The 18,048-nt window shown below is 48.1% G+C and carries 15 protein-coding genes; 6 read left to right on the forward strand and 9 right to left on the reverse strand.

All coding sequences use genetic code 11. The features are described 5' to 3' along the window. Positions 1-104: 104 nt before the first annotated feature. The gene (locus KD145_RS26965; RefSeq protein ID WP_212002913.1) at positions 105-1,001 is read left to right on the forward strand and encodes an SDR family oxidoreductase; all 897 of its coding nucleotides are present in this window, start codon (positions 105-107) and stop codon (positions 999-1,001) included. Between the two features lie 3 nt (positions 1,002-1,004). Here KD145_RS26965 and KD145_RS26970 read toward each other — a convergent pair whose 3' ends face one another. The 3 genes from KD145_RS26970 to KD145_RS26980 all read right to left on the reverse strand — a co-directional run bounded on the left by KD145_RS26970 (position 1,005) and on the right by KD145_RS26980 (position 6,862). Then, a complete protein-coding gene (locus tag KD145_RS26970) occupies positions 1,005-1,973 on the reverse strand; it encodes a hypothetical protein (protein ID WP_212002914.1) in 969 nt (322 codons plus the stop codon). Between the two features lie 97 nt (positions 1,974-2,070). Next, a complete protein-coding gene (locus tag KD145_RS26975; RefSeq protein ID WP_212002915.1) occupies positions 2,071-3,720 on the reverse strand; it encodes a hypothetical protein in 1,650 nt (549 codons plus the stop codon). Between the two features lie 61 nt (positions 3,721-3,781). Continuing rightward, positions 3,782-6,862, reverse strand: coding sequence for a tetratricopeptide repeat protein (locus KD145_RS26980; RefSeq protein ID WP_212002916.1), 3,081 nt, complete (start codon positions 6,860-6,862; stop codon positions 3,782-3,784). 232 nt (positions 6,863-7,094) lie between these two features. Here KD145_RS26980 and KD145_RS26985 point away from each other — a divergent pair, with 232 nt between their 5' ends. From KD145_RS26985 to KD145_RS27000, 4 genes are all read left to right on the forward strand, one after another. Beyond that, positions 7,095-7,514, forward strand: a complete 420-nt coding sequence (locus tag KD145_RS26985; protein WP_212002917.1) for a DoxX family protein — start codon at positions 7,095-7,097, stop codon at positions 7,512-7,514. Between the two features lie 58 nt (positions 7,515-7,572). Next, entirely contained in the window at positions 7,573-7,983 is a 411-nt protein-coding gene (locus tag KD145_RS26990; RefSeq protein ID WP_212002918.1) for a thioesterase family protein, read from the forward strand. A 48-nt stretch (positions 7,984-8,031) separates the two neighbouring features. Next, positions 8,032-9,279: a CinA family nicotinamide mononucleotide deamidase-related protein gene (locus KD145_RS26995; RefSeq protein WP_212002919.1), complete on the forward strand. Its 1,248-nt coding sequence runs from the start codon at positions 8,032-8,034 to the stop codon at positions 9,277-9,279. A 63-nt stretch (positions 9,280-9,342) separates the two neighbouring features. Further along, positions 9,343-10,665 (forward strand): dihydrolipoamide acetyltransferase family protein, encoded by a 1,323-nt coding sequence (locus KD145_RS27000; protein WP_212002920.1) that lies wholly within the window; start codon positions 9,343-9,345, stop codon positions 10,663-10,665. Positions 10,666-10,793: 128 nt separating this feature from the next. Here the strand turns inward: KD145_RS27000 and KD145_RS27005 are convergent, their stop codons facing one another. Beyond that, positions 10,794-11,111, reverse strand: coding sequence for an RNA-binding protein (locus tag KD145_RS27005; RefSeq protein ID WP_212002921.1), 318 nt, complete (start codon positions 11,109-11,111; stop codon positions 10,794-10,796). Positions 11,112-11,454: 343 nt separating this feature from the next. Between KD145_RS27005 and KD145_RS27010 the strand changes: the two genes are divergently transcribed. Continuing rightward, positions 11,455-12,174 carry a hypothetical protein gene (locus KD145_RS27010; protein WP_212002922.1) on the forward strand — a complete coding sequence of 240 codons (720 nt, stop codon included), beginning with the start codon at positions 11,455-11,457 and terminating at the stop codon, positions 12,172-12,174. Here KD145_RS27010 and KD145_RS27015 read toward each other — a convergent pair whose 3' ends face one another. The 5 genes from KD145_RS27015 to KD145_RS27035 all read right to left on the reverse strand — a co-directional run bounded on the left by KD145_RS27015 (position 12,175) and on the right by KD145_RS27035 (position 17,893). Beyond that, a complete protein-coding gene (locus KD145_RS27015; protein WP_212002923.1) occupies positions 12,175-12,795 on the reverse strand; it encodes a DUF4230 domain-containing protein in 621 nt (206 codons plus the stop codon). Between the two features lie 100 nt (positions 12,796-12,895). Then, positions 12,896-13,399 (reverse strand): cupin domain-containing protein, encoded by a 504-nt coding sequence (locus tag KD145_RS27020; RefSeq protein WP_212002924.1) that lies wholly within the window; start codon positions 13,397-13,399, stop codon positions 12,896-12,898. Between the two features lie 50 nt (positions 13,400-13,449). Beyond that, entirely contained in the window at positions 13,450-13,902 is a 453-nt protein-coding gene (locus KD145_RS27025) for a GNAT family N-acetyltransferase (RefSeq protein ID WP_212002925.1), read from the reverse strand. Positions 13,903-13,942: 40 nt separating this feature from the next. Then, positions 13,943-14,779, reverse strand: a complete 837-nt coding sequence (locus KD145_RS27030) for a helix-turn-helix transcriptional regulator (protein ID WP_212002926.1) — start codon at positions 14,777-14,779, stop codon at positions 13,943-13,945. Positions 14,780-15,052: 273 nt separating this feature from the next. After that, positions 15,053-17,893, reverse strand: a complete 2,841-nt coding sequence (locus KD145_RS27035) for a prolyl oligopeptidase family serine peptidase (RefSeq protein WP_212002927.1) — start codon at positions 17,891-17,893, stop codon at positions 15,053-15,055. Positions 17,894-18,048: the final 155 nt, after the last annotated feature.

The raw sequence follows: 18,048 nt of genomic DNA on the forward strand, positions 1-18,048 counted from the left end.
GCTGGCAGCAGCCTGTCCGAAAAAAAATATGGGGTGGGAGGTAAATGCTGAATGCCGACAGCTATTTTTTCTTATCTTTAAAGACAGCGTACTAATATGGCATTATGAAGGTATTAATTACAGGTTGCAATGGACTATTGGGACAGCATCTGATCCCTCTTTTTGTCCAAAACAAGACATACGATGTAATAGCCACCGGACGAGGTGCTAACCGTTCCCCTCAGCACGACCATTACATTTATGAGGCTGTCAATCTCCGCGATGCGGGAAGTGTACAGCAACTGGTACAGAAACATCAGCCGGATCTCATCATCCACAGTGGCGCAATGTCACAGGTGGACGAATGTGAGAAGAACAAGGATGCCTGTTGGGACACCAACGTAGGCGCTACACGTTACCTCGTGAATGCAGCGGAAAAAATAAATGCTGCCTTTATCTTCCTCTCCACCGATTTCGTTTTTGATGGACTCAACGGCCCCTATGATGAAGAAGCTCCTGTTAATCCCATCAATTACTATGGTACCAGCAAAGTGGCGGCGGAAAGACTGGTTCACAACAGTAAGCTGCAGTGGGCTATAGTACGTACCGTACTGGTATATGGTGTGGTAAACGACCCTCACCGCAGTAATATGATCACCTGGGTGAAAAATAATCTGCAGCAGGGGAAAAAGATCAAGGTGGTAGATGATCAGTGGCGCACACCTACCTTATGTCAGGACCTGGCACAGGGATGCCTGCTGATCGCGGAAAAGAAAGCCACCGGTATCTTCAATATCTCCGGAAAAGAAGTCCTCACCCCTTACGACATGGCCATTAAAACGGCAGAATATTTCCAGCTGGACAAAAGCCTGGTGGAAAAAATCAGCTCCAAAAGCCTCGCCCAGCCTGCTGCCCGGCCGGCAAAAACCGGGCTGATCATCGACAGGGCCGAAAAAGAACTGGGTTACAGTCCCCATACTTTTGCCGAGGGGCTGGATATTGTGGCGGCGGAGATCCGGTAAACACTAGAACTCCAGATAAGCCTTATGAATTTTAAATTCACTTTGTTTTTCCTGCAATACACTAGTGGTATCTATCGGTAAGGATTTTACCGGTACAGCCACTTTATACAGGTTGTCTTTGTGGTATAACACCACATTCTGTTCCCAGGACTTTCTTTTGGCTACTTTATGGGCTGCCGTCAGACTGTCTTTATATTCTTCCAATATTACAAAATAGGAAATGGAGTCCGGTGCTGCCGGAACAGCGGTCGTTACGGTCTCCGACGGGGCTTGCTGCGTAGTGTCTACTACGGTATCTGCCGGAGGACGTGCAGGTGCAGGAGGTGGCACTTCGTGTACGCTCTGGCGACCGATATACCACCATGCGCCCAGGCCTCCGAGGAGGATCACAGCGCCGGCCACGGCCCACCACCACTTAAAAATACCGCCTTCAGTGACTGCTTCCAGCGTGTCTTCCTCTGCTGCTGTCATTAACGGCTCTACCGGTTCCGGTGGTTTGGGCGGTGTTACCGGTGTAACAGCCATGGTAGGCTGTATGGCCGGCAGTGCAGCAGGGGCGGGTGGTTCTTCCCTTTGTATAGGAGCTATGGGTAAATCGGCAGGATTTACTGGTAATTCTTCTGCATAAAAATGCAGGTTACCGGTAAAATCTCCCTGTAATCTGCCAATACCAGGCAGTTCCAGTGTCTTGCCGGATTCGAGTGCTGCTTTAAACTCTTCCAGATATTTCTCCAGCTTACGTTGTGCCACGGATGGTACCAGGTTTTCCTTCAGGGCTATCCATTCCAGGCAGGAGCCGTCGTCTTGCCAGGACTGGCTGAAGATCACCTGGTCGCGGGGAGGCAGCAGCGTTTGTGTGGCTGCATCGTAGCGGGCCGGGAAATGTTGGATGGAGAAAGTGCCGACGTGAGGAACAACGCATACCCGTTGCCTGAACAGGACTTCCTGGATGTATTGCTGTAGTACCAACATGAAGAGGTTTTTGTGGTTAAAATCATTCGCGAAAAGTAGCAAAGCAGCAAAGAAGTGTTACTTCTTTGCTGCTTTGCGAACCCAATTTAGGTCAAAATCAGAACTTCACCATAATTCCGCCTACGATGTTGAAACCGTAGGTAGGGTAAAGGTACCAGCGCTGATAATGGGAATTGAAGATATTATTGGCGTTCAGCCATAAATTAAAGTTTTTGCCGATATCATAGGAAGCACCTGCATTGAGGTCCCATGCTCCTTTGGTTTTACCAAAATCTTTATTGGGCAGGAGATAGTAACTACCACTGAGTGCAAACAGATCGGCATTCAGGTGCAGTTTTTTAGCAAAGGTGTACTGTACAAACAGATCGCCCTGGAATGGCGGCAGATGCCATGGTTTTACTTCCGTTTCCTGTTTGTTATAGTTGTACCAGTCAAAAGTTACCCTTGCCTGGAATTTTTCTTCTTCGATATATCCTACTTCTGCATGGAGCTGGAAGGCGCGCAACTGTTCTTCGTTGCGGGTAGTGAAGTATTTGGTATCAGCGCTGTCGTTTACAAACAGCGGCAGGTTGTACCAGGTAACGGCCGCAAACTTGGTGTTATAGTTGAAATGGCTGCCCAGCGTTCCTTTGATACCGGTATATTTTTCTTCAACACGGGTGTTGAGCATACCTGCCGGCAGGCCTGCCAGGAACGGATTTTTGTTGGCCAGGTTGCGGTAGGAGTTTTTATCAAAATAGGAAATCCAACCGCTGCTGAGGATCAGCTTTTTGCGTATCAGGTGTGATTCGTTGACGATATCAGGCAACAGATAAAATTTATCGTTGGTCCAGGTAGGATTAACACCTGCATGCAGCACAAATCCCGGCTTGATGATGTCTACAGCCGGATGAATGGCCACTACGTTGTTGTTGATGGTCCTGTTGTTGTCCTGTTTATAGGTAGACAGGTCAAAAACACCTTCTGCCTTGATATAGATATCTTCAAACACCTGTTTACGCACTGGTATTTTGGCGATGAAGGTATTTTCTGTGCGTTTATACGAATCATTAAAGAGGATGAACTTCACCTGTGGCTGGAACTCAAATGCCCAGTCGTGCTGGGGGCGGTTTTTCAGTCCTACCTGAGCCGTCAGCTGGTTGAAGGTTTGTGCCACATCACTTTTGGAATATTTGATGGTGTCGTGGTTATAGCCGTAATAGTGAATGGTATTGCGGTCGTAACCCAGGCTGGCGTCCAGCTGGAACTTGGGCAGGAGATAGGAGCCGGAAGCCAGTACATTCAGGTTGCTATAGTTCTGGTCCGGGATGTCTTTGCCCTGGGAGCCGGTATAGTTCACATACAGGCCGTAGTTATAGTTGTCTTTTCTGCCACTGCCGAAGCCTGCCTGCACAAACGGTGTTTTATAGTTGCCATAACCCAGTTTGATAAAGTTGTTCTGCAGCATCGCCAGGGAGTCTTTACCCAGTGCCAGGGGTTTGATCGGGGCTGCCTGATACATGAAGTTCAGGTTGAGCGCCGGTACCTGGTATTTGAGTATAGGCCTGCTGGTGTCTACACCTGGCAGGGAGGCTGTCAGGTTGAGTTTATAGGCATCCCGGAGTTTGGGCTGATTGGTGGAAATGATGTCGATCGTTTCCTGTTTCAGTGGCTCCTGGGCCCATGCCTGCTGCTGATGCAGGATACCTGCCAGGCACATCGCTGCTATGGCAAAAGCGCGTTTGTTATGTATGGTATGAATGTTCATGCTGTCGTAGTCTTAATTCTCAAAATCCAAAAATTTCAAAATTTTAAAATTTCAAAATGGTTTATTGTTTCTTGGCTTTTTTACCGGCTGCTTTTTCTTCTGCTTCCGCTTTGGCAAGTTTGTCTTTTGCTTCCGCTTTCAGCTCTGGAATCGGGCAGTTGGAGGCAACGCTCTGGAAGGTAGCTTTAGCGTTAAAATAGTCTTGCTGACGGAGGTAAACATCACCCAGCAGGATATATGATTTAGCTACCCACACTTCGTAGGAAGGCGTATTTTTGATGACATCAAAGCCGGCTTTTTCGGCAGCGGCCAGATCATTTTGTTGCAGATAACAATCGGCGATATCGTAGCGGGCTTCTGCACCTGTTTCGGATTTGGTGAGGCCGGCGACTGTTTTAAATTCGGCCAGTGCGTTCGCAAACTGTTTGGCCTGTTTGTGTGCTTTACCCAGGTAGAAGTGGGCGATGATCTGGTCGTCTGTGCTGATATTGGCGACAGACAGCAATATTTCGGCGTAGTTGCTTACCTCGTCCCAGCGTTTCAGCTGGTAGTTGCTGCGCAGCAGGCCTTTGGTGGAGGCCAGGCTGTTTTCCTTGCTGGTGGCCAGGTCTTGCAGCTGCAGGTAGTAGTTACGTGCTTTCTCGTAGTTTTTATTCTGGTAGAAGTTGATGTTGGCAGCTTGCAGGGCAGAACGTTCTGCATACAGGCTGTTGTTGCGTGACAACACAAACTCATATGCAGGCAGTGCGTTCGTATAGTCTTTATTGTTATAGGAACATTCTGCTTTATAGAAGTTGGCCGGTAAAATGAACTGACCGTTGGGATACTTCTGGATATAGCTGTTGAATGCGATGATGGCGCCGGCGCAGTCATTGTTGGTGAAGCAGGCTTCAGCGGCAGAGTAGGCCAGGGAGTCTTCTGCGGAAGCGCTCACGGTGCGGCCGCTGGCTTTCAGGAAGGCCAGATAATCATCGGTTTTACCCTGACTTACATAGATGGATTTAATGCTTTGCAGCGCTTCATTACTTTCCGGTGAACCAGGGAATTTCTCTACTACCTGACGGTAATAGGAGAGTGCTTTGTTATCGTTGTCTTTGTTATAGTAGCACAAACCCAGTTTGAGCAGCGCTCTGGGAGCATTTACGCCGTTAGGTTGTTTTTGCAGCACGTTCTCCAGGAAAGGAATGGCTTCGTTGTATTTTTCCTGTGCAAGATAAGTGTTGGCAATCTCCATATCGGTTTCGTTACTGAAGCCGGAAGAAGGGAATTTGTTGCCCAGCTGTTTCAGCAGGGCCAGTTTATCAGCCTGTTTGCCTTGTAAGCCGAGGATGATGGCTTTCTGATAAGTAGCGTAGTCGGCTCCGGGCTCATTGTTGCTGATGATACGGTCATACAGGGCAATGGCTTTAGGGAACTGGCGCAGCATATAATAACAGTCGGCGGTACGAAGAACTGCATCTGTGGAAATCCTGGCAGCATTAGGGCCGCTGGCTTTCTGGGCAGATTCGAAATAAGGCAGTGCTTCGGTGTATTTGTCCTGTTTCAACAGGCTGTAGCCGAGGTTGTAACTGGCGGTTTGTGCGTTGGCTTCTCCGGAAATGGGAGCGGTATTGCTCAGATAGGCGTTCAGGTTAGTGATGGCCTTGTCTGTTTTATTCTGGCGCAGCGCAATTTCGGCTTTCCAGAAATGTGCAAGTTGTTTTACCTGTGCGTCGTACGGGTTGCTGATGGCGATATCAAGCAGGCGGTCGGCTTCTGCCAGCTGTTGGTCGTTGATCAGTTCAGTGGCCCTGCCGTAAGCTATTTTCTGATAGGCTTTGAGGACGGTAGGGTTTTTATCAGTGATCTGCTCGATGGTGGCAAGACCGTCGCGATAGTTGTTGGTATTGAGGAAGAGGCTCACGAGGATTTCGCGGGCTTCTTTATTGTAAGCAGACTGTGGGTATGTTTTCACAAACTGTGTCAGTTCGTTGAGGGCAGCATCCTGGTATCCCAGTTCATAGGACAGTTTACCGTAATTGAAACGGGAGATTTCCTGTTGCTGTGCATGGGAACTGTTGTTGGCACAGAAGGCAAAAGCGTTGCGGGCGTTGGCTTTCTGTCCGGCGCGGAGGTAGCAGTCACCCAGCAGGTACATGGAATTCTGGCCCAGTGAGTCTTTGGAGCTGCTGAGTTGTTTGAATCCTGTAATGGCTTTATTGATATTACCGGTTTGGTAGTAGGAATAAGACAGCTGGTAGATATCTTCATTTCTTACTTCATCGGCATTATCCTGGAACTCCTGTAGGTAGGGCAGTGCTCTTTTATAATCTTTTCTTTCGAAGTAGGCTTTACCGAGCAGTTGTTTCATCTCGGCTTCGTAGTACTGGCCGCCTTTTTTGAGCAGTGGCTCTGAGTAGGCGATCAGCTGGTCATGTTTTCCCTGGAAATAATAGATCTCAGCGATATAGTAGGGAACGATGTTGCTGTATTTCGGATCGTTGACCACGCGCTGGAAGCTGTTGAGGGCTTCACCGTACTGGTGGTTGTAATAGGCAATAAAACCATAGTAGTAGTTGGCCGGGAGGTAGTATTTACCTTGTATTTCCCGGATGCCGGCAAACAGTGGTTGTGCTTTTTTAAAATCCTTTACGTTGAAATAGCAGTAAGCCAGTTCAAATTTTGCTTCCGCGATTTCCTGGTTGGAAAGGTTCTCAATATTGGCTTTTTCGTAGAGGGGGATGGCCTCTTTGAATTTGTTCTGATGGAAATAATATTTGGCCAATTGATAACTTACCAGTTGTTCGCGGGCGTTGTTATTGAATATTTTGAGATAATCCAGGGCGGTTTTTTCCGCGTTGTTCTGTCCGAGTTTCAGGGCGCATACGGTGTAATAGTAATAGGCGTCGGCCTTAACGAGGTCGCGGTTGGATTCATGGAAATAATCGATATTATCGATTGTCTGCTTGAAAAGCTGCATGGATACGCTGTACTTTTCCTGCTGGAAATACTGTTGCGCATCTTTGAACGCCTTTTCAGGGTCTGTATAAATGCGTGTTTGCTGTGCCTGTGCTGCGGGCAATCCTGCGATGCCTGCGCCGGCGAAAGTCAGCATGGATATGTACAGATGTCCAGGAATAAAAACTTTTCTTATGAACTGCATGCTTTTGCTGTTATATCTTGAATTATGCGTTTAAAACGAATCCCTGCCGGAAATATTTTCCTGACAAGCATTTCACGGAACAGTATCAGGGACACAAACCAGGCAAATATAGAAGTTAAATCCTATCTTTTCAGACTGGTTTTCCAACAATGTGGATAACTCCGGCAGTCTGACAAAGGCTATTGCGCTATATTGCGGCAAATATTTTTATAGCGCAAAAACCTTACCTACAATGAGAAAACTCTTCTCAACAGGCTACAGTGCAGGAGCGGTCAGCTTTTCCATGCTGGTGCTCCGGCTGATGTTCGGCGGTCTGTTGTTGTTACATGGCTGGCCTAAGCTGATCAATTTTGCTGCCAAAATGAATTCTTTCCCCGATCCTTTGGGCGTAGGACATAAGCTTTCCCTGGGGATGACGGTTTTTGCAGAAGTCTTTTGTTCTATATTCATCATCATGGGATTGTTGACCAGACTGGCTGCCATACCACTTGTTATCTGTATGGGCGTAATTGTGGGAATGATTCACAAGCAGGATCTGATGGCCATGAATTTTGACAAGATAGAGCTGCCGCTGATGTACCTGACTGGCTTTCTGGTGATCCTGTTTACAGGGCCGGGCAAGTTTTCCATAGACGGCGCACTGGGAAAATAATTGTGGAGCAGTCTTTGTGAAGGCTGCAATTTTCAGCATAAAATTTAGTGAAGGAAACATGTTTAGCAGTATAACAACGATCCGGGTACGATATGGTGAAACAGACCAGATGGGTTACCTGTATTATGGAAATTATGGCTTGTATTATGAAGTAGGCAGAGCGGAAGCCATACGGGAACTGGGTTTTAGCTACCGTGAACTGGAAGAGCAGGGTGTGATCATGCCGGTGGCAGAACTGAATGTAAAATACCTGCGTCCGGCATATTATGACAACCTGATAACGGTAAAGACTATATTAAAAGAGCTGCCGACAAATTCCAGGATACAGTTTCATAGTGAACTGTATAATGAAAAAGGCGAACTGCTCAATGTAGGGGTGACCACACTGGTATTTATAGATGTGAATACCAAACAGAAAGCAGGATTGCCGGCAGCCCTGAAAGAACGGTTGGAACCATTTTTTAAATAACTTACAGATGGCGGACCATGGTGTCCGCCATTTATCATTTTAAACATCATGGGCAAGATAACAACGAGTATCATTACCATTGGTGATGAACTGCTGATAGGACAAACGATTGACACCAATTCAGCCTGGATGGCGCAGGCTCTCAATGCGCTGGGTATCTGGGTACACCGGCGTGTAGCCATCGGGGATGTTCGCGAGGATATCCTCACTACACTGGCCAAAGAGGCGGAAGTATCTGATATTGTACTGATTACAGGAGGACTGGGGCCTACGGCCGATGATATCACCAAACCCACCCTCTGCGAATATTTCCAGACAAAGCTGGTACAGCATGAAGAGACACTGCAGCGGGTGCTGCATCTCTTTGAGAGCCGCGGCCTGCCAATCCTGGAGCGTAACGTGGAACAGGCTATGGTGCCGGAATCCTGCACGGTGATTATCAACGAAAGAGGTACTGCACCAGGCATGTGGTTTGAAAAAGACGGAAAGATTTACGTTTCCATGCCGGGAGTGCCCCATGAAATGAAGGGCATTATGGACAATTATGTGCTGCCGCAGCTGGCCACCCGCCTTAAAACGCCGGCCGTACTGCATCAAACGCTGATCACTTCCGGTTTGGGAGAATCCTTTGTAGCAGAAAGACTGGTGGCTTTTGAAGCCAAACTGCCGCCACATATTCGTTTGGCCTACCTGCCGAGCTACAGTCTTCTGAAACTGCGGCTGACCGCCTTCGGGGCAGACAAGGTAGCCACCGCGGCAGAACTGAGCATCTACTTCCATGAAATGAAAGACCTGCTGCCGGATATTGCGGTTACTGACCAGGATATTTCCATCGGGGAAGTACTGGGCAAACTGTTGAAGGAAGAAGGTAAGACCATCGGTACGGCTGAAAGCTGCACCGGAGGACAGATATCTACCTGGATAACAGCCATTCCCGGTAGTTCTTCCTATTACAAGGGCAGCGCCATTGTCTATGCCAATGAGATGAAAATGAAGCTGTTGGGCGTAAAGGCGGAAACACTGCAGGCCCACGGCGCTGTGAGTGAAGCTACTGTAGTGGAAATGCTGGCTGGTGCGCTGGACCTGCTGGAAACGGATTACGCCATCGCGGTATCCGGGATTATGGGCCCCGACGGTGGTACGCCGGAGAAGCCGGTAGGTACGGTATGGATAGCTGTTGGCAGCCGGGAAAAAATGACGACCATAAAACATCACCTGCGTTATGACAGGGAGCGGAACATCCAGATGACGGCGGTTTACGCGATGAACGAACTGCGTAAGCTTATTTTGGCATAGGGGTGCTGATTGAATTGATACAATTCCCTTATTTTTGTCGACATTAAAGCTAAAAACAATCTTATGGCCATTGTAGAATTGGTAATGCCAAAAATGGGAGAAAGCATCATGGAAGCCACCATTTTGCGCTGGCATAAAAAAACGGGAGATCACGTAAAAGTTGATGAGACCGTATTGGAAATTGCTACAGACAAAGTGGACAGTGAGGTTCCCTCCATCGCAGAGGGAGTGATCACTGAGGTACTTTTCAAGGAAAATGATGTAGTACCTGTAGGCACTGTGATAGCCCGTATCAATACCAATGCCGATGCAGCGGCCAGTACTGCACCTGTACCAGAAGCGCCGGTAGCGGCCGCAGAGCCTAAGTTTACGGCTGCTGCTGCACCAGTAGCGCCGGCACCTGCTGCCACCGCACCCTCCGGCGGCACCAGATTTTATTCCCCGCTTGTGCTTACCATTGCACAGCAGGAGGGCGTCAGCTTCGCCGACCTGGAAAAAATCCCCGGTTCCGGCAATGATGGCCGTGTCACCAAAAAAGACATCCTGCAGTATGTAACCGACCGTAAGGAAGGTAAAGTCGTTCCCGATGTAACACCGGTAGCGGAAGCTCCTGCCGCCCCTGCTGCCGTTCGCAGCACACCGGCGGTAACCACCGTAGCCTCACCTACCTACAGCGGCAACGTGGAAATCGTGGAAATGGACCGTATGCGCAAACTGATCGCCAACCACATGGTGATGAGCAAACAAACCAGCCCGCACGTGACCAGCTTCGCTGAAGCCGATGTAACCAACATGGTGAAATGGCGCGACCGTGTAAAAGGTGAGTTTGAAAAAAGAGAAGGGGAGAAACTGACCTTCACCCCACTGTTTGTGGAGGCCATCGTAAAATGTATCAAACGTTTCCCACTGATCAACTGCTCCCTGGATGGTGACAAGATCATTATCAAAAAAGATATCAATATTGGTATGGCCACTGCGTTGCCTTCCGGTAACCTGATCGTGCCTGTTATCAAAAATGCAGATGTGCTCAACCTGGTAGGTCTCAGCAAACAGGTGAACGGCCTGGCCAATGCCGCCCGTCAGAATAAACTGAAACCGGAAGATACCCAGAGCGGTACTTTTACCTTCACTAACGTGGGTACCTTCGGCAGCCTGATGGGAACACCGATCATCAACCAGCCGCAGGTAGCTATTCTGGCTGTAGGCGCCATCAAAAAACGTCCGGTGGTGGTAGAAACCCCGGAAGGTGATTCTATCGCTATCCGCCACATGATGTACCTGTCTATGTCTTACGACCACCGTATTGTGGACGGCTCCCTGGGAGCTACTTTCCTGACGGCCGTGGCACAGGAGCTGGAAAATTTCGATCCGAAAAGAAGCATCTAAAGATTGCTGAAGTCATAAAAGCGAAGGCCCGGGTGATATCACCCGGGCCTTTCTTCTTGCTACAAAAATTAAAAAAAAGACGTTCCGAAAAACGCCTTTTTAAATTTTTTTGTGCCCGAATAAGGTGATTAGTAGCGACGGTCGCGGGAACCAAATCCTCCACCGCCACGATTACCACCACCACCTCTGAAATTATTATTCGGTTGTTTCGGTCTTGCTTCGTTTACCATTAACTGCTTGCCTTCGATCTCGCTGCCATTCAAACTATCCATAGCCTTTGCGCCTTCTTCCTGATTAGGCATTTCCACAAAACCGAAACCACGTGAGCGGCCTGTTTCATGGTCTTTGATAACCTTAGCGGAGGTAACCTCTCCAAATTCGCTGAAAATCTGATGGAGATCTTCATCGTTCAACCTATAGTGCAGGTTGGCTACGTAAATGTTCATGATAACTGAAATTAAAAAAATGAAAAATAATGTACTGAAGTTATGAAATAAACATCAATAAAACAGTTAAGGTTAAAAAAAATTTCCAATAAGTAGTGTTAATTTTTTAGGCTAATCGCCACCAAACCCTTTGCAGGTAATGATTTACGGGGTTTTTTATATTTCGGAATATTGTTTTTGGAATGACGAATTACAGATGTATTTAACAAACCTATAAGTTAATTATTGTTATTATTTGTCATATGTTTGGTGGCGTTTTATGTGGTTGAAAGTAAGCGGAATCCGTTCATTTTATGCCCTTTTTTTCGTAAATTAAGGGTAAGATCCATTAAATTAATTTTTTATGGGAACGCTAAGCGAAACGTGGTTTGCCGATGGTTACATAGATTTTGAGCTGAAGAAATACACTTTGTTGTCATACCTCCAGGATATCCACCGTGCCTTCAATGAGAACAAGCTGTATCCCCAACTGGCTGACATTATCTTTCACTATAACAACCTGCGGGCTTTTAGGGAAAACAAACAACTGATGCAGCAGCAGTTTCCCAAACGGCTGACAGGCATAGACCTGGAGAAGCTGATGCTGTTGTATGAAAAGGTGAGTGCAGATGATGAGCTGATGAATGAGCTGGAGGAGATCATTGCCTATTCTCTTGAAGAGATGAACAATACGATCCGGGACGGTACTGAAATATTTGAATTTGTGCAGGACAAACTAAGGATATCACCGGTGGGACTGGTGCCACTGGAAAATACATCGGGTTACCTGCTGCTATGTGACGGGCGTTACAGTGATACCCTGGTGTATACTTATCACCTGACTATTTTTGAGCGGCATGATGAGCAGTTCAGGGGTATCCGTACTGAATATGTGGAGGCCTATACCAAAGACCTGATACATACGTGTGAACATATCAAAACGATCCTTATCCGTAAAAACAGCCAGTTATCCAATCCGGCCGTGTATTGTGTGGAAACGCCGCTGGTGCTGCCGGTGAATGAAACATTGTTACCGGTGGCCAAGCGTAGCCTGGTGCGTTATATCGCGCTGCATGCGGCCTGATCAGTTCAGTGCTGGTTTGGCAGTGGTGGTGCCTTCAAAACGGACCTCCAGGGTATGGTCTTTCAGAAAAGGGGCATAGTACTGTTCCATCACTTTTCTGATTTTGTCTTTGGATTGTTCAATGTAGATATTGTTGTTCTCCAGCTGAGCGCGGGAGCTTTGATACAGTTTTTTCTGTACGGCGGTATAGGTTTCGTCGTCCTGGAAAAGCAGCCATCCTTTGCGGTTGGCGGTTTCCATTCTGTCTACTTTCAGCTCGTAGCTCATAAGATGGGGAGCGGGGAGGTGGACGATGATTTTTTTGTTGTTTGTTTCCACTTTAAAATGCTGTTCATCGATGTTCACACCATATTTGGCCTGGTAGGGAATGGATACCCAGACGGTATTTTCGAGGAAAGCCTTTTTCAGATTATCGCTCCAGCCACCACTTTCTTCTATATTACTCCGTTTGATGCTGGCGTTGCCTTGTACGTCGAGGCTGGCCAGTTCGGCGATTTCTTTGACAATCGTGCTATTGGAAATAACCTGTTCGCTCACGTTGGTGGTCCCGAAACGTTTACCCACCCAGAAAAGGAGTATAGCGAACAGGACAGCAATGATGATGTAAATAACCTTTTTCATGTATGAACAATTGAGAGGAGCAGGCAATGGACCTGTTGCTCCCGGGCTGCAATTTAATAAAAAGCCAGGAGTACGTACCGTTTATTCGTTTACGTTAGTGTTATCTGGTAAGGCTGTCGATCAGGGCGGCATGCTGTGGATAGGCGGCCTGCAGGGTGGCTTTGTCTGCCAGTTCGAAATCCGCGAAATCGAAGCCTGGTGCTACTGTACAGCCGGTAAGCGCGTAGCCGCCGGGTACTTCCACCCGGGAGGCAAACCAGTTGCCGGCGGGTATGATGACCTGCAGATTTTCTCCATTGGCCATATTACGGCCCAGCTTGTGCACATGGAGTTGTCCTCCCGGTTCTATTTCATATATGGTCAGCGTGTTGCCATCATAAAAATGCCATATTTCGTCTGCTGCAATTCTGTGAAAGGCAGAGAAATAGCCTTCTTCCAACAGAAAATAGATACAGGTAGAAGCGTTCCGGTTGCCGCCCATGCCGGCCGGCAGTGTACTCATGTCCAGCATCCATTCTGAACGATAGGTTTCAAGATAGTAACCGCCTTCCACATGCGGTTGTAGTTTTAGTTGTTCGCGCCAGTGGGCCGCAGAATATTGCATATTGCATCCAATTATTGGGGTAATATAATGAAAAGAATAGTTGTCTGATATTATTTCGTATACACGTCAGGGTTATGAAGCTGCATAAACTTCTCCGGATTGGGTATGGGCGTAAAACCAAACTGGCTGTACAGTGCATGTGCATCGGCGGTGACCAGCAGCCATCTTCTCAGCGTCTGTAGCTCCGGATGGGCCAGTATGGTACGCATCAGTAATTTGGACAGGCCCTTGCCCCGGTACTCCTGTATGATAAATACATCTGCCAGATAGGCAAAAGCAGCATAATCGGTGATCAGCCGGGCGAAGCCTATCTGCCGGTCCTGATGGTATATCCCAAAACATAAAGATCCTGCCAGTGTTTTTTGGACAACACTGACAGGAATATCTTTTGCCCAGTAGGATTCATTGGCCAGAAAGCCATGAATAACCCCTATATCAAGTCTGGATTTATCTGTTGAAACGGTGTATTCTCCTTCGGTCGTGGTAAATATTGCAGTTGTCATAGTCAGTAACTTAGCAGTTACTAAAAATAACAATTTTTCTTTAACTGGCCACCGCTACCGGCTGCATTTCAGCGGCAGTCATCCGGGTGATGGTTGCCTGTGCTGCTGTGTTATGCCAGGAAGGCATTTCTCCATTGAATAACAGATGGTCCTGAATAAACATCGCCTGATTGTAGTGGGCGGTGGTGCTGATCTGCCATTGTGGAATGTCCATCTGCTGCAGGGAACGCAGGGCGGCCTTAAAGCGCACCATGCGGGCAAACAACTGGGGAGGAATACCCACTATACGGTTGAACAGCCTGTCCAGCGTAGGTTTGGACACCCGGAACACTTTGGCTAGTTCATGAAGACTTACATTTCCCTGGTTGGCCAGCAGATAATCGGCCATTTTATCTACCTGTTGCAGGGCAGGGGTGAAACATCGGAGCACTTCCATATAGGTGTGATTCAAAAGGTCGGTGATCTCCTGAGGTGTCTTTGCCTGCTGTAGTTTTGTGCCCAGCAGGGTCCAGACAGGGCTTTCCTGCAGATCGAGATTACGGTAATAATTGGTGAAGGACCGAACGTCCATGTCAAGCAAACGATAGCACCCGTAGGCATTCAATTGTACAACGACCATTTTCAAAGGGCCTTTTACTTGCAGCTCACAGGCACAGGTGAAATGACCGGTTACTGAATGTTTAGGCAAGGTAAAGGCTGCATGGTCTGCAGGCTTTATGGTGGCCTCTCCTTCCAGGATAAACACCATGTACTGGTCGCCCAGCGTAAACAGGTGCTGAGGCAGCTGGATCAGGCCGCAGGAATCATCTTCCCAGAAATAAAATTGTTTTACAAAAGGACGCAATGCATCTCCAGGGTGGCAGATATGGAAGTTCATAGGTACAAAAAATGTGGTGTTATTGGATACCGCTGTCGCTGCAAATCACACCATACGCTAAAAGTGGCGATTATTCATTGTAAATATATGTTTTTAATGTCATATTAAAAAGAGAACTGTGATTTATTTGATGATGCTGATGTGCCTGATGAGGGGAAACAGGAGCGGGCCATCTTTTGGGAGAAGATAGGAGCGGAGTGCTCCAAATAGAAAGCGGCTGTCTCAAAGAGACAGCCGCTTTAGGTATCTTATTGAGAATTATTTATTTATCCTTTATTTATTATCCTCGCTTTTAACATCCCAGCCCCAGTTAATGCCTTTTTCTGTGGCAGGTACGCCTGATTCGAGCCATTGAGGAGCCGGAGCACCTTTCAGGAAATGGTCGAAGAACTGTTGTTCACGGCGCTGGATATCCTTACGGTTCTGGCGTTGTACCAGGTTGTGTGCTTCGTTGTTGTAGTTCAGCATCCAAACGGGCTTACCGAGGCGACGCAGGCCGGTGAACAGTTCTATGCCCTGATACCAGGGAACTGCTCCATCGGCATCGTTGGCCATGATCGCGATAGGCGTAGTCACCTTAGGCAGGTTGAATAGCGGGGAGTTTTCGATATACAGCTCGGGCTTCTCCCAGAGGGTAGCACCGATACGGCTTTGAGAGTGTTCGTACTGGAACTGTCTGTTCATACCGCTTTCCCAGCGTATGCCACCATAGGCACTGGTCATGTTGGCCACCGGTGCACCTGACCATGCCGCCTTGAAGCGGTTGGTGCGGGTAATGAGGTAAGCCACCTGATAACCGCCCCAGCTCTGGCCCTGGATACCCATGTTCTGGCCATCTACCCAGGGTTGTTTGGCCAGGTCATCGGCTGCGCTTACAATGTAGTCGTATGCGCTTTGGCCGGGATGACCGTTTTCATAACGGATGTCCGGCGCAAACACCAGGTAACCCCGGCTCACAAAGAAGGAGATATTGAGTCTGGAAGGAGTAGGTGCCGGCGCCTGGTAGTTGTACAGTCCATCGGTCAGTATCTCGTAGAAATAGAGAATAACCGGGTATTTTTTGTTAGGATCGAAATTTTCCGGTTTATAGAGAATACCTTCTGATGGTTTACCGCTGAAAGTAGTCCATTTGTACAGTGAAGCCGTACCCCAGTTGTATTCCTGTTGCTGGGGGTTGGTGTTGCTGATTTTGATGGCTTTGTCCAGGTCGCCGGTATACACGTTGGGAGACTCAATATAACTGGCCCTGGTATAGGTGAAGGCATTGGCATCTTTGGCCTTTTTCAGCTCCTGATAACTGTTGGGTCCCAGTACCAGCTGTTTGGGCTGACGGGCTTTATCATTTTTGGTCAGCAGCTGGAGGGAATAATAACCATTGTATTTGGTACTATCTTCAAAAGCGCTGAGCACCAGGGTTTGACCGGGGCTGAAGAACCGTTGTTCCTCATCCAGTTTGAGAACGTGGAAGCTGATTTTTCCTTTGCGGCCCATGCCGCCGGTGATCATGGAAGGAGCTGTTTTGCCGGTAGGGTCTACCTGCCAGATGTCATAACGGTCATAGATATACACAAACTGATCATTGGCCAGCCAGCCGGCTATACCATAGGATATGGGCAGGTCCGGATGGTCATCTTCTTCATCAAAGATCTGAGTGGGGATGTTCTGGCTGATATTGACGATGGTGCCGGTAGCGTTATTGTAGGAGAAATAATGCCGGGCAGCCATGTCGTACCATACGATGTATTTGCCATCAGGAGAGATGGAGAAGTCGCCTTCCAGTTTTTCTTTTACTTTTTTACGGGTACCATCTTCCAGATTGATGAGGTAGCTGGTGTACAGCGTACGGCCGGTCCACTGAAGGGCAATGCGCTCACCTTTATTGGAAGATCCGAGTGCATAGCGGCCGTTGCCTTCTGCAGGAATGATCACGTTTTCGAGGTCGTGATCTCCCAGCTGAACAAGGCGTTTGGTGCCGGGGTAGTATACTGCGGCATAACTTCTTTTCAGTTCCTGGTCTGCATTTTTCAGCTGCATGGGTTGCAGGTAGTCTTCTTTGTAGTTCCAGATATCTACTTTGGCCACTTCAAAATCCACGATGTTGGTATCCTTTACCGGGAGGATGGGAGCAGTGCCGAAGAACAGGCGCTGCCCGTCATTGCTGAACCATATTTTGCTGTTAGGGCTGATGGTCCAGCGGGAAGGGATGCCACTGCTGTTTTTGGTGGCAGCGGTGAATGCGCTGTCCTGTCCTGGTTTATAATAAAACAGCTGGTAGAACTGCTGGAGGGATTTGGCGCTGTCGCGGGTACCGAAATAGGCGGCCTGTTCACCTTTTTCATCGAAGGCAAACTGTTTGTAGTCGCCATAGCCGCGGCTGAGGGTATCGGCTTTGCGGGCGGCAGTATGCCATAACAGTACGCCGCTGCGGGAGAGCGAGTCTTTTTTATCGGAAGTGATTTCTATGAGCAAGCTGTTGCCTGGTTTGCTAAAAGCGTATTCAGCCACGTTTTTAACGGAATCCTGGCGACCATCTTTCAGTTGGCGGATGACGAGGATGCCATCTTCATTTTTGTCGGAAGCACTTTTGTCATCGTCGTCGGTTGTTTTGGTAGTGGTTTTGCGGCCTTTGGCTTTAGCGGTATCAGCGGCTGGTTTTTCAGCGAGATAGGCGAGCCATCCGCTGCCTTTGGCTGGAGTCTTAAAGGATTTGATACCGGGGAGTTTCTGCAGGTCGCCGGAGGCCAGGGTAACGATACCCATGGAGTCTTTCGGCATTTCCGCCGGTTTTTTCTTTTTGATGCGTGCCTCGCGGGTATCTTTAAACAGCGGTTTGATGCTGAAGATCACGTGGCGGGAGTCGTTGGTTATCACCGGGTTGGTGCCGCGTGGAATGGACTGTGAACGGCCTGTTTTGCGGTCATAGATAACCAGGGTGGCATCGCCTTCCTGTGGAGTTACCGTGTATACCACCCACTGACCATCATTGCTGATCAGTTTGGTCCCAATACTCTGCCAGCTGTCATAAACGGTATGGTCCAGCGGTTTTTTGGCAGGTTGTTGTGCATAGGCAAAAGAGGCCCCCAGCAGGGAGAGGGCCAGAAACATTTTTCTCATGGTCGCAAAGTATACATTTTTCGGGCAAAAGTGTAAAGACTTTTACCAGTGGCGGGGGAGAGGGGAAAAGGCGAAGGCCACGTTTTAGAGATTGTACTTATGTAATATACTATACAATCTGTAAAACGTGGCCTTCAATGGCTTAGTATATGGAA

The sequence above is a fragment of the Chitinophaga sp. HK235 genome (assembly GCF_018255755.1).
Taxonomy (GTDB): domain Bacteria; phylum Bacteroidota; class Bacteroidia; order Chitinophagales; family Chitinophagaceae; genus Chitinophaga.

Bases quoted from the DNA above. Each gene is read 5' to 3' on its own strand.
- KD145_RS27005 (WP_212002921.1), bottom strand. From the start codon at position 11,111: ATGAACATTTACGTAGCCAACCTGCACTATAGGTTGAACGATGAAGAT.
- KD145_RS26980 (WP_212002916.1), bottom strand. From the start codon at position 6,862: ATGCAGTTCATAAGAAAAGTTTTTATTCCTGGACATCTGTACATATCC.
- KD145_RS26970 (WP_212002914.1), bottom strand. From the start codon at position 1,973: ATGTTGGTACTACAGCAATACATCCAGGAAGTCCTGTTCAGGCAACGG.
- KD145_RS26995 (WP_212002919.1), top strand. From the start codon at position 8,032: ATGGGCAAGATAACAACGAGTATCATTACCATTGGTGATGAACTGCTG.
- KD145_RS26985 (WP_212002917.1), top strand. From the start codon at position 7,095: ATGAGAAAACTCTTCTCAACAGGCTACAGTGCAGGAGCGGTCAGCTTT.
- KD145_RS27010 (WP_212002922.1), top strand. From the start codon at position 11,455: ATGGGAACGCTAAGCGAAACGTGGTTTGCCGATGGTTACATAGATTTT.
- KD145_RS27015 (WP_212002923.1), bottom strand. From the start codon at position 12,795: ATGAAAAAGGTTATTTACATCATCATTGCTGTCCTGTTCGCTATACTC.
- KD145_RS27035 (WP_212002927.1), bottom strand. From the start codon at position 17,893: ATGAGAAAAATGTTTCTGGCCCTCTCCCTGCTGGGGGCCTCTTTTGCC.
- KD145_RS27020 (WP_212002924.1), bottom strand. From the start codon at position 13,399: ATGCAATATTCTGCGGCCCACTGGCGCGAACAACTAAAACTACAACCG.
- KD145_RS26975 (WP_212002915.1), bottom strand. From the start codon at position 3,720: ATGAACATTCATACCATACATAACAAACGCGCTTTTGCCATAGCAGCG.
- KD145_RS27025 (WP_212002925.1), bottom strand. From the start codon at position 13,902: ATGACAACTGCAATATTTACCACGACCGAAGGAGAATACACCGTTTCA.
- KD145_RS27030 (WP_212002926.1), bottom strand. From the start codon at position 14,779: ATGAACTTCCATATCTGCCACCCTGGAGATGCATTGCGTCCTTTTGTA.
- KD145_RS26965 (WP_212002913.1), top strand. From the start codon at position 105: ATGAAGGTATTAATTACAGGTTGCAATGGACTATTGGGACAGCATCTG.
- KD145_RS26990 (WP_212002918.1), top strand. From the start codon at position 7,573: ATGTTTAGCAGTATAACAACGATCCGGGTACGATATGGTGAAACAGAC.
- KD145_RS27000 (WP_212002920.1), top strand. From the start codon at position 9,343: ATGGCCATTGTAGAATTGGTAATGCCAAAAATGGGAGAAAGCATCATG.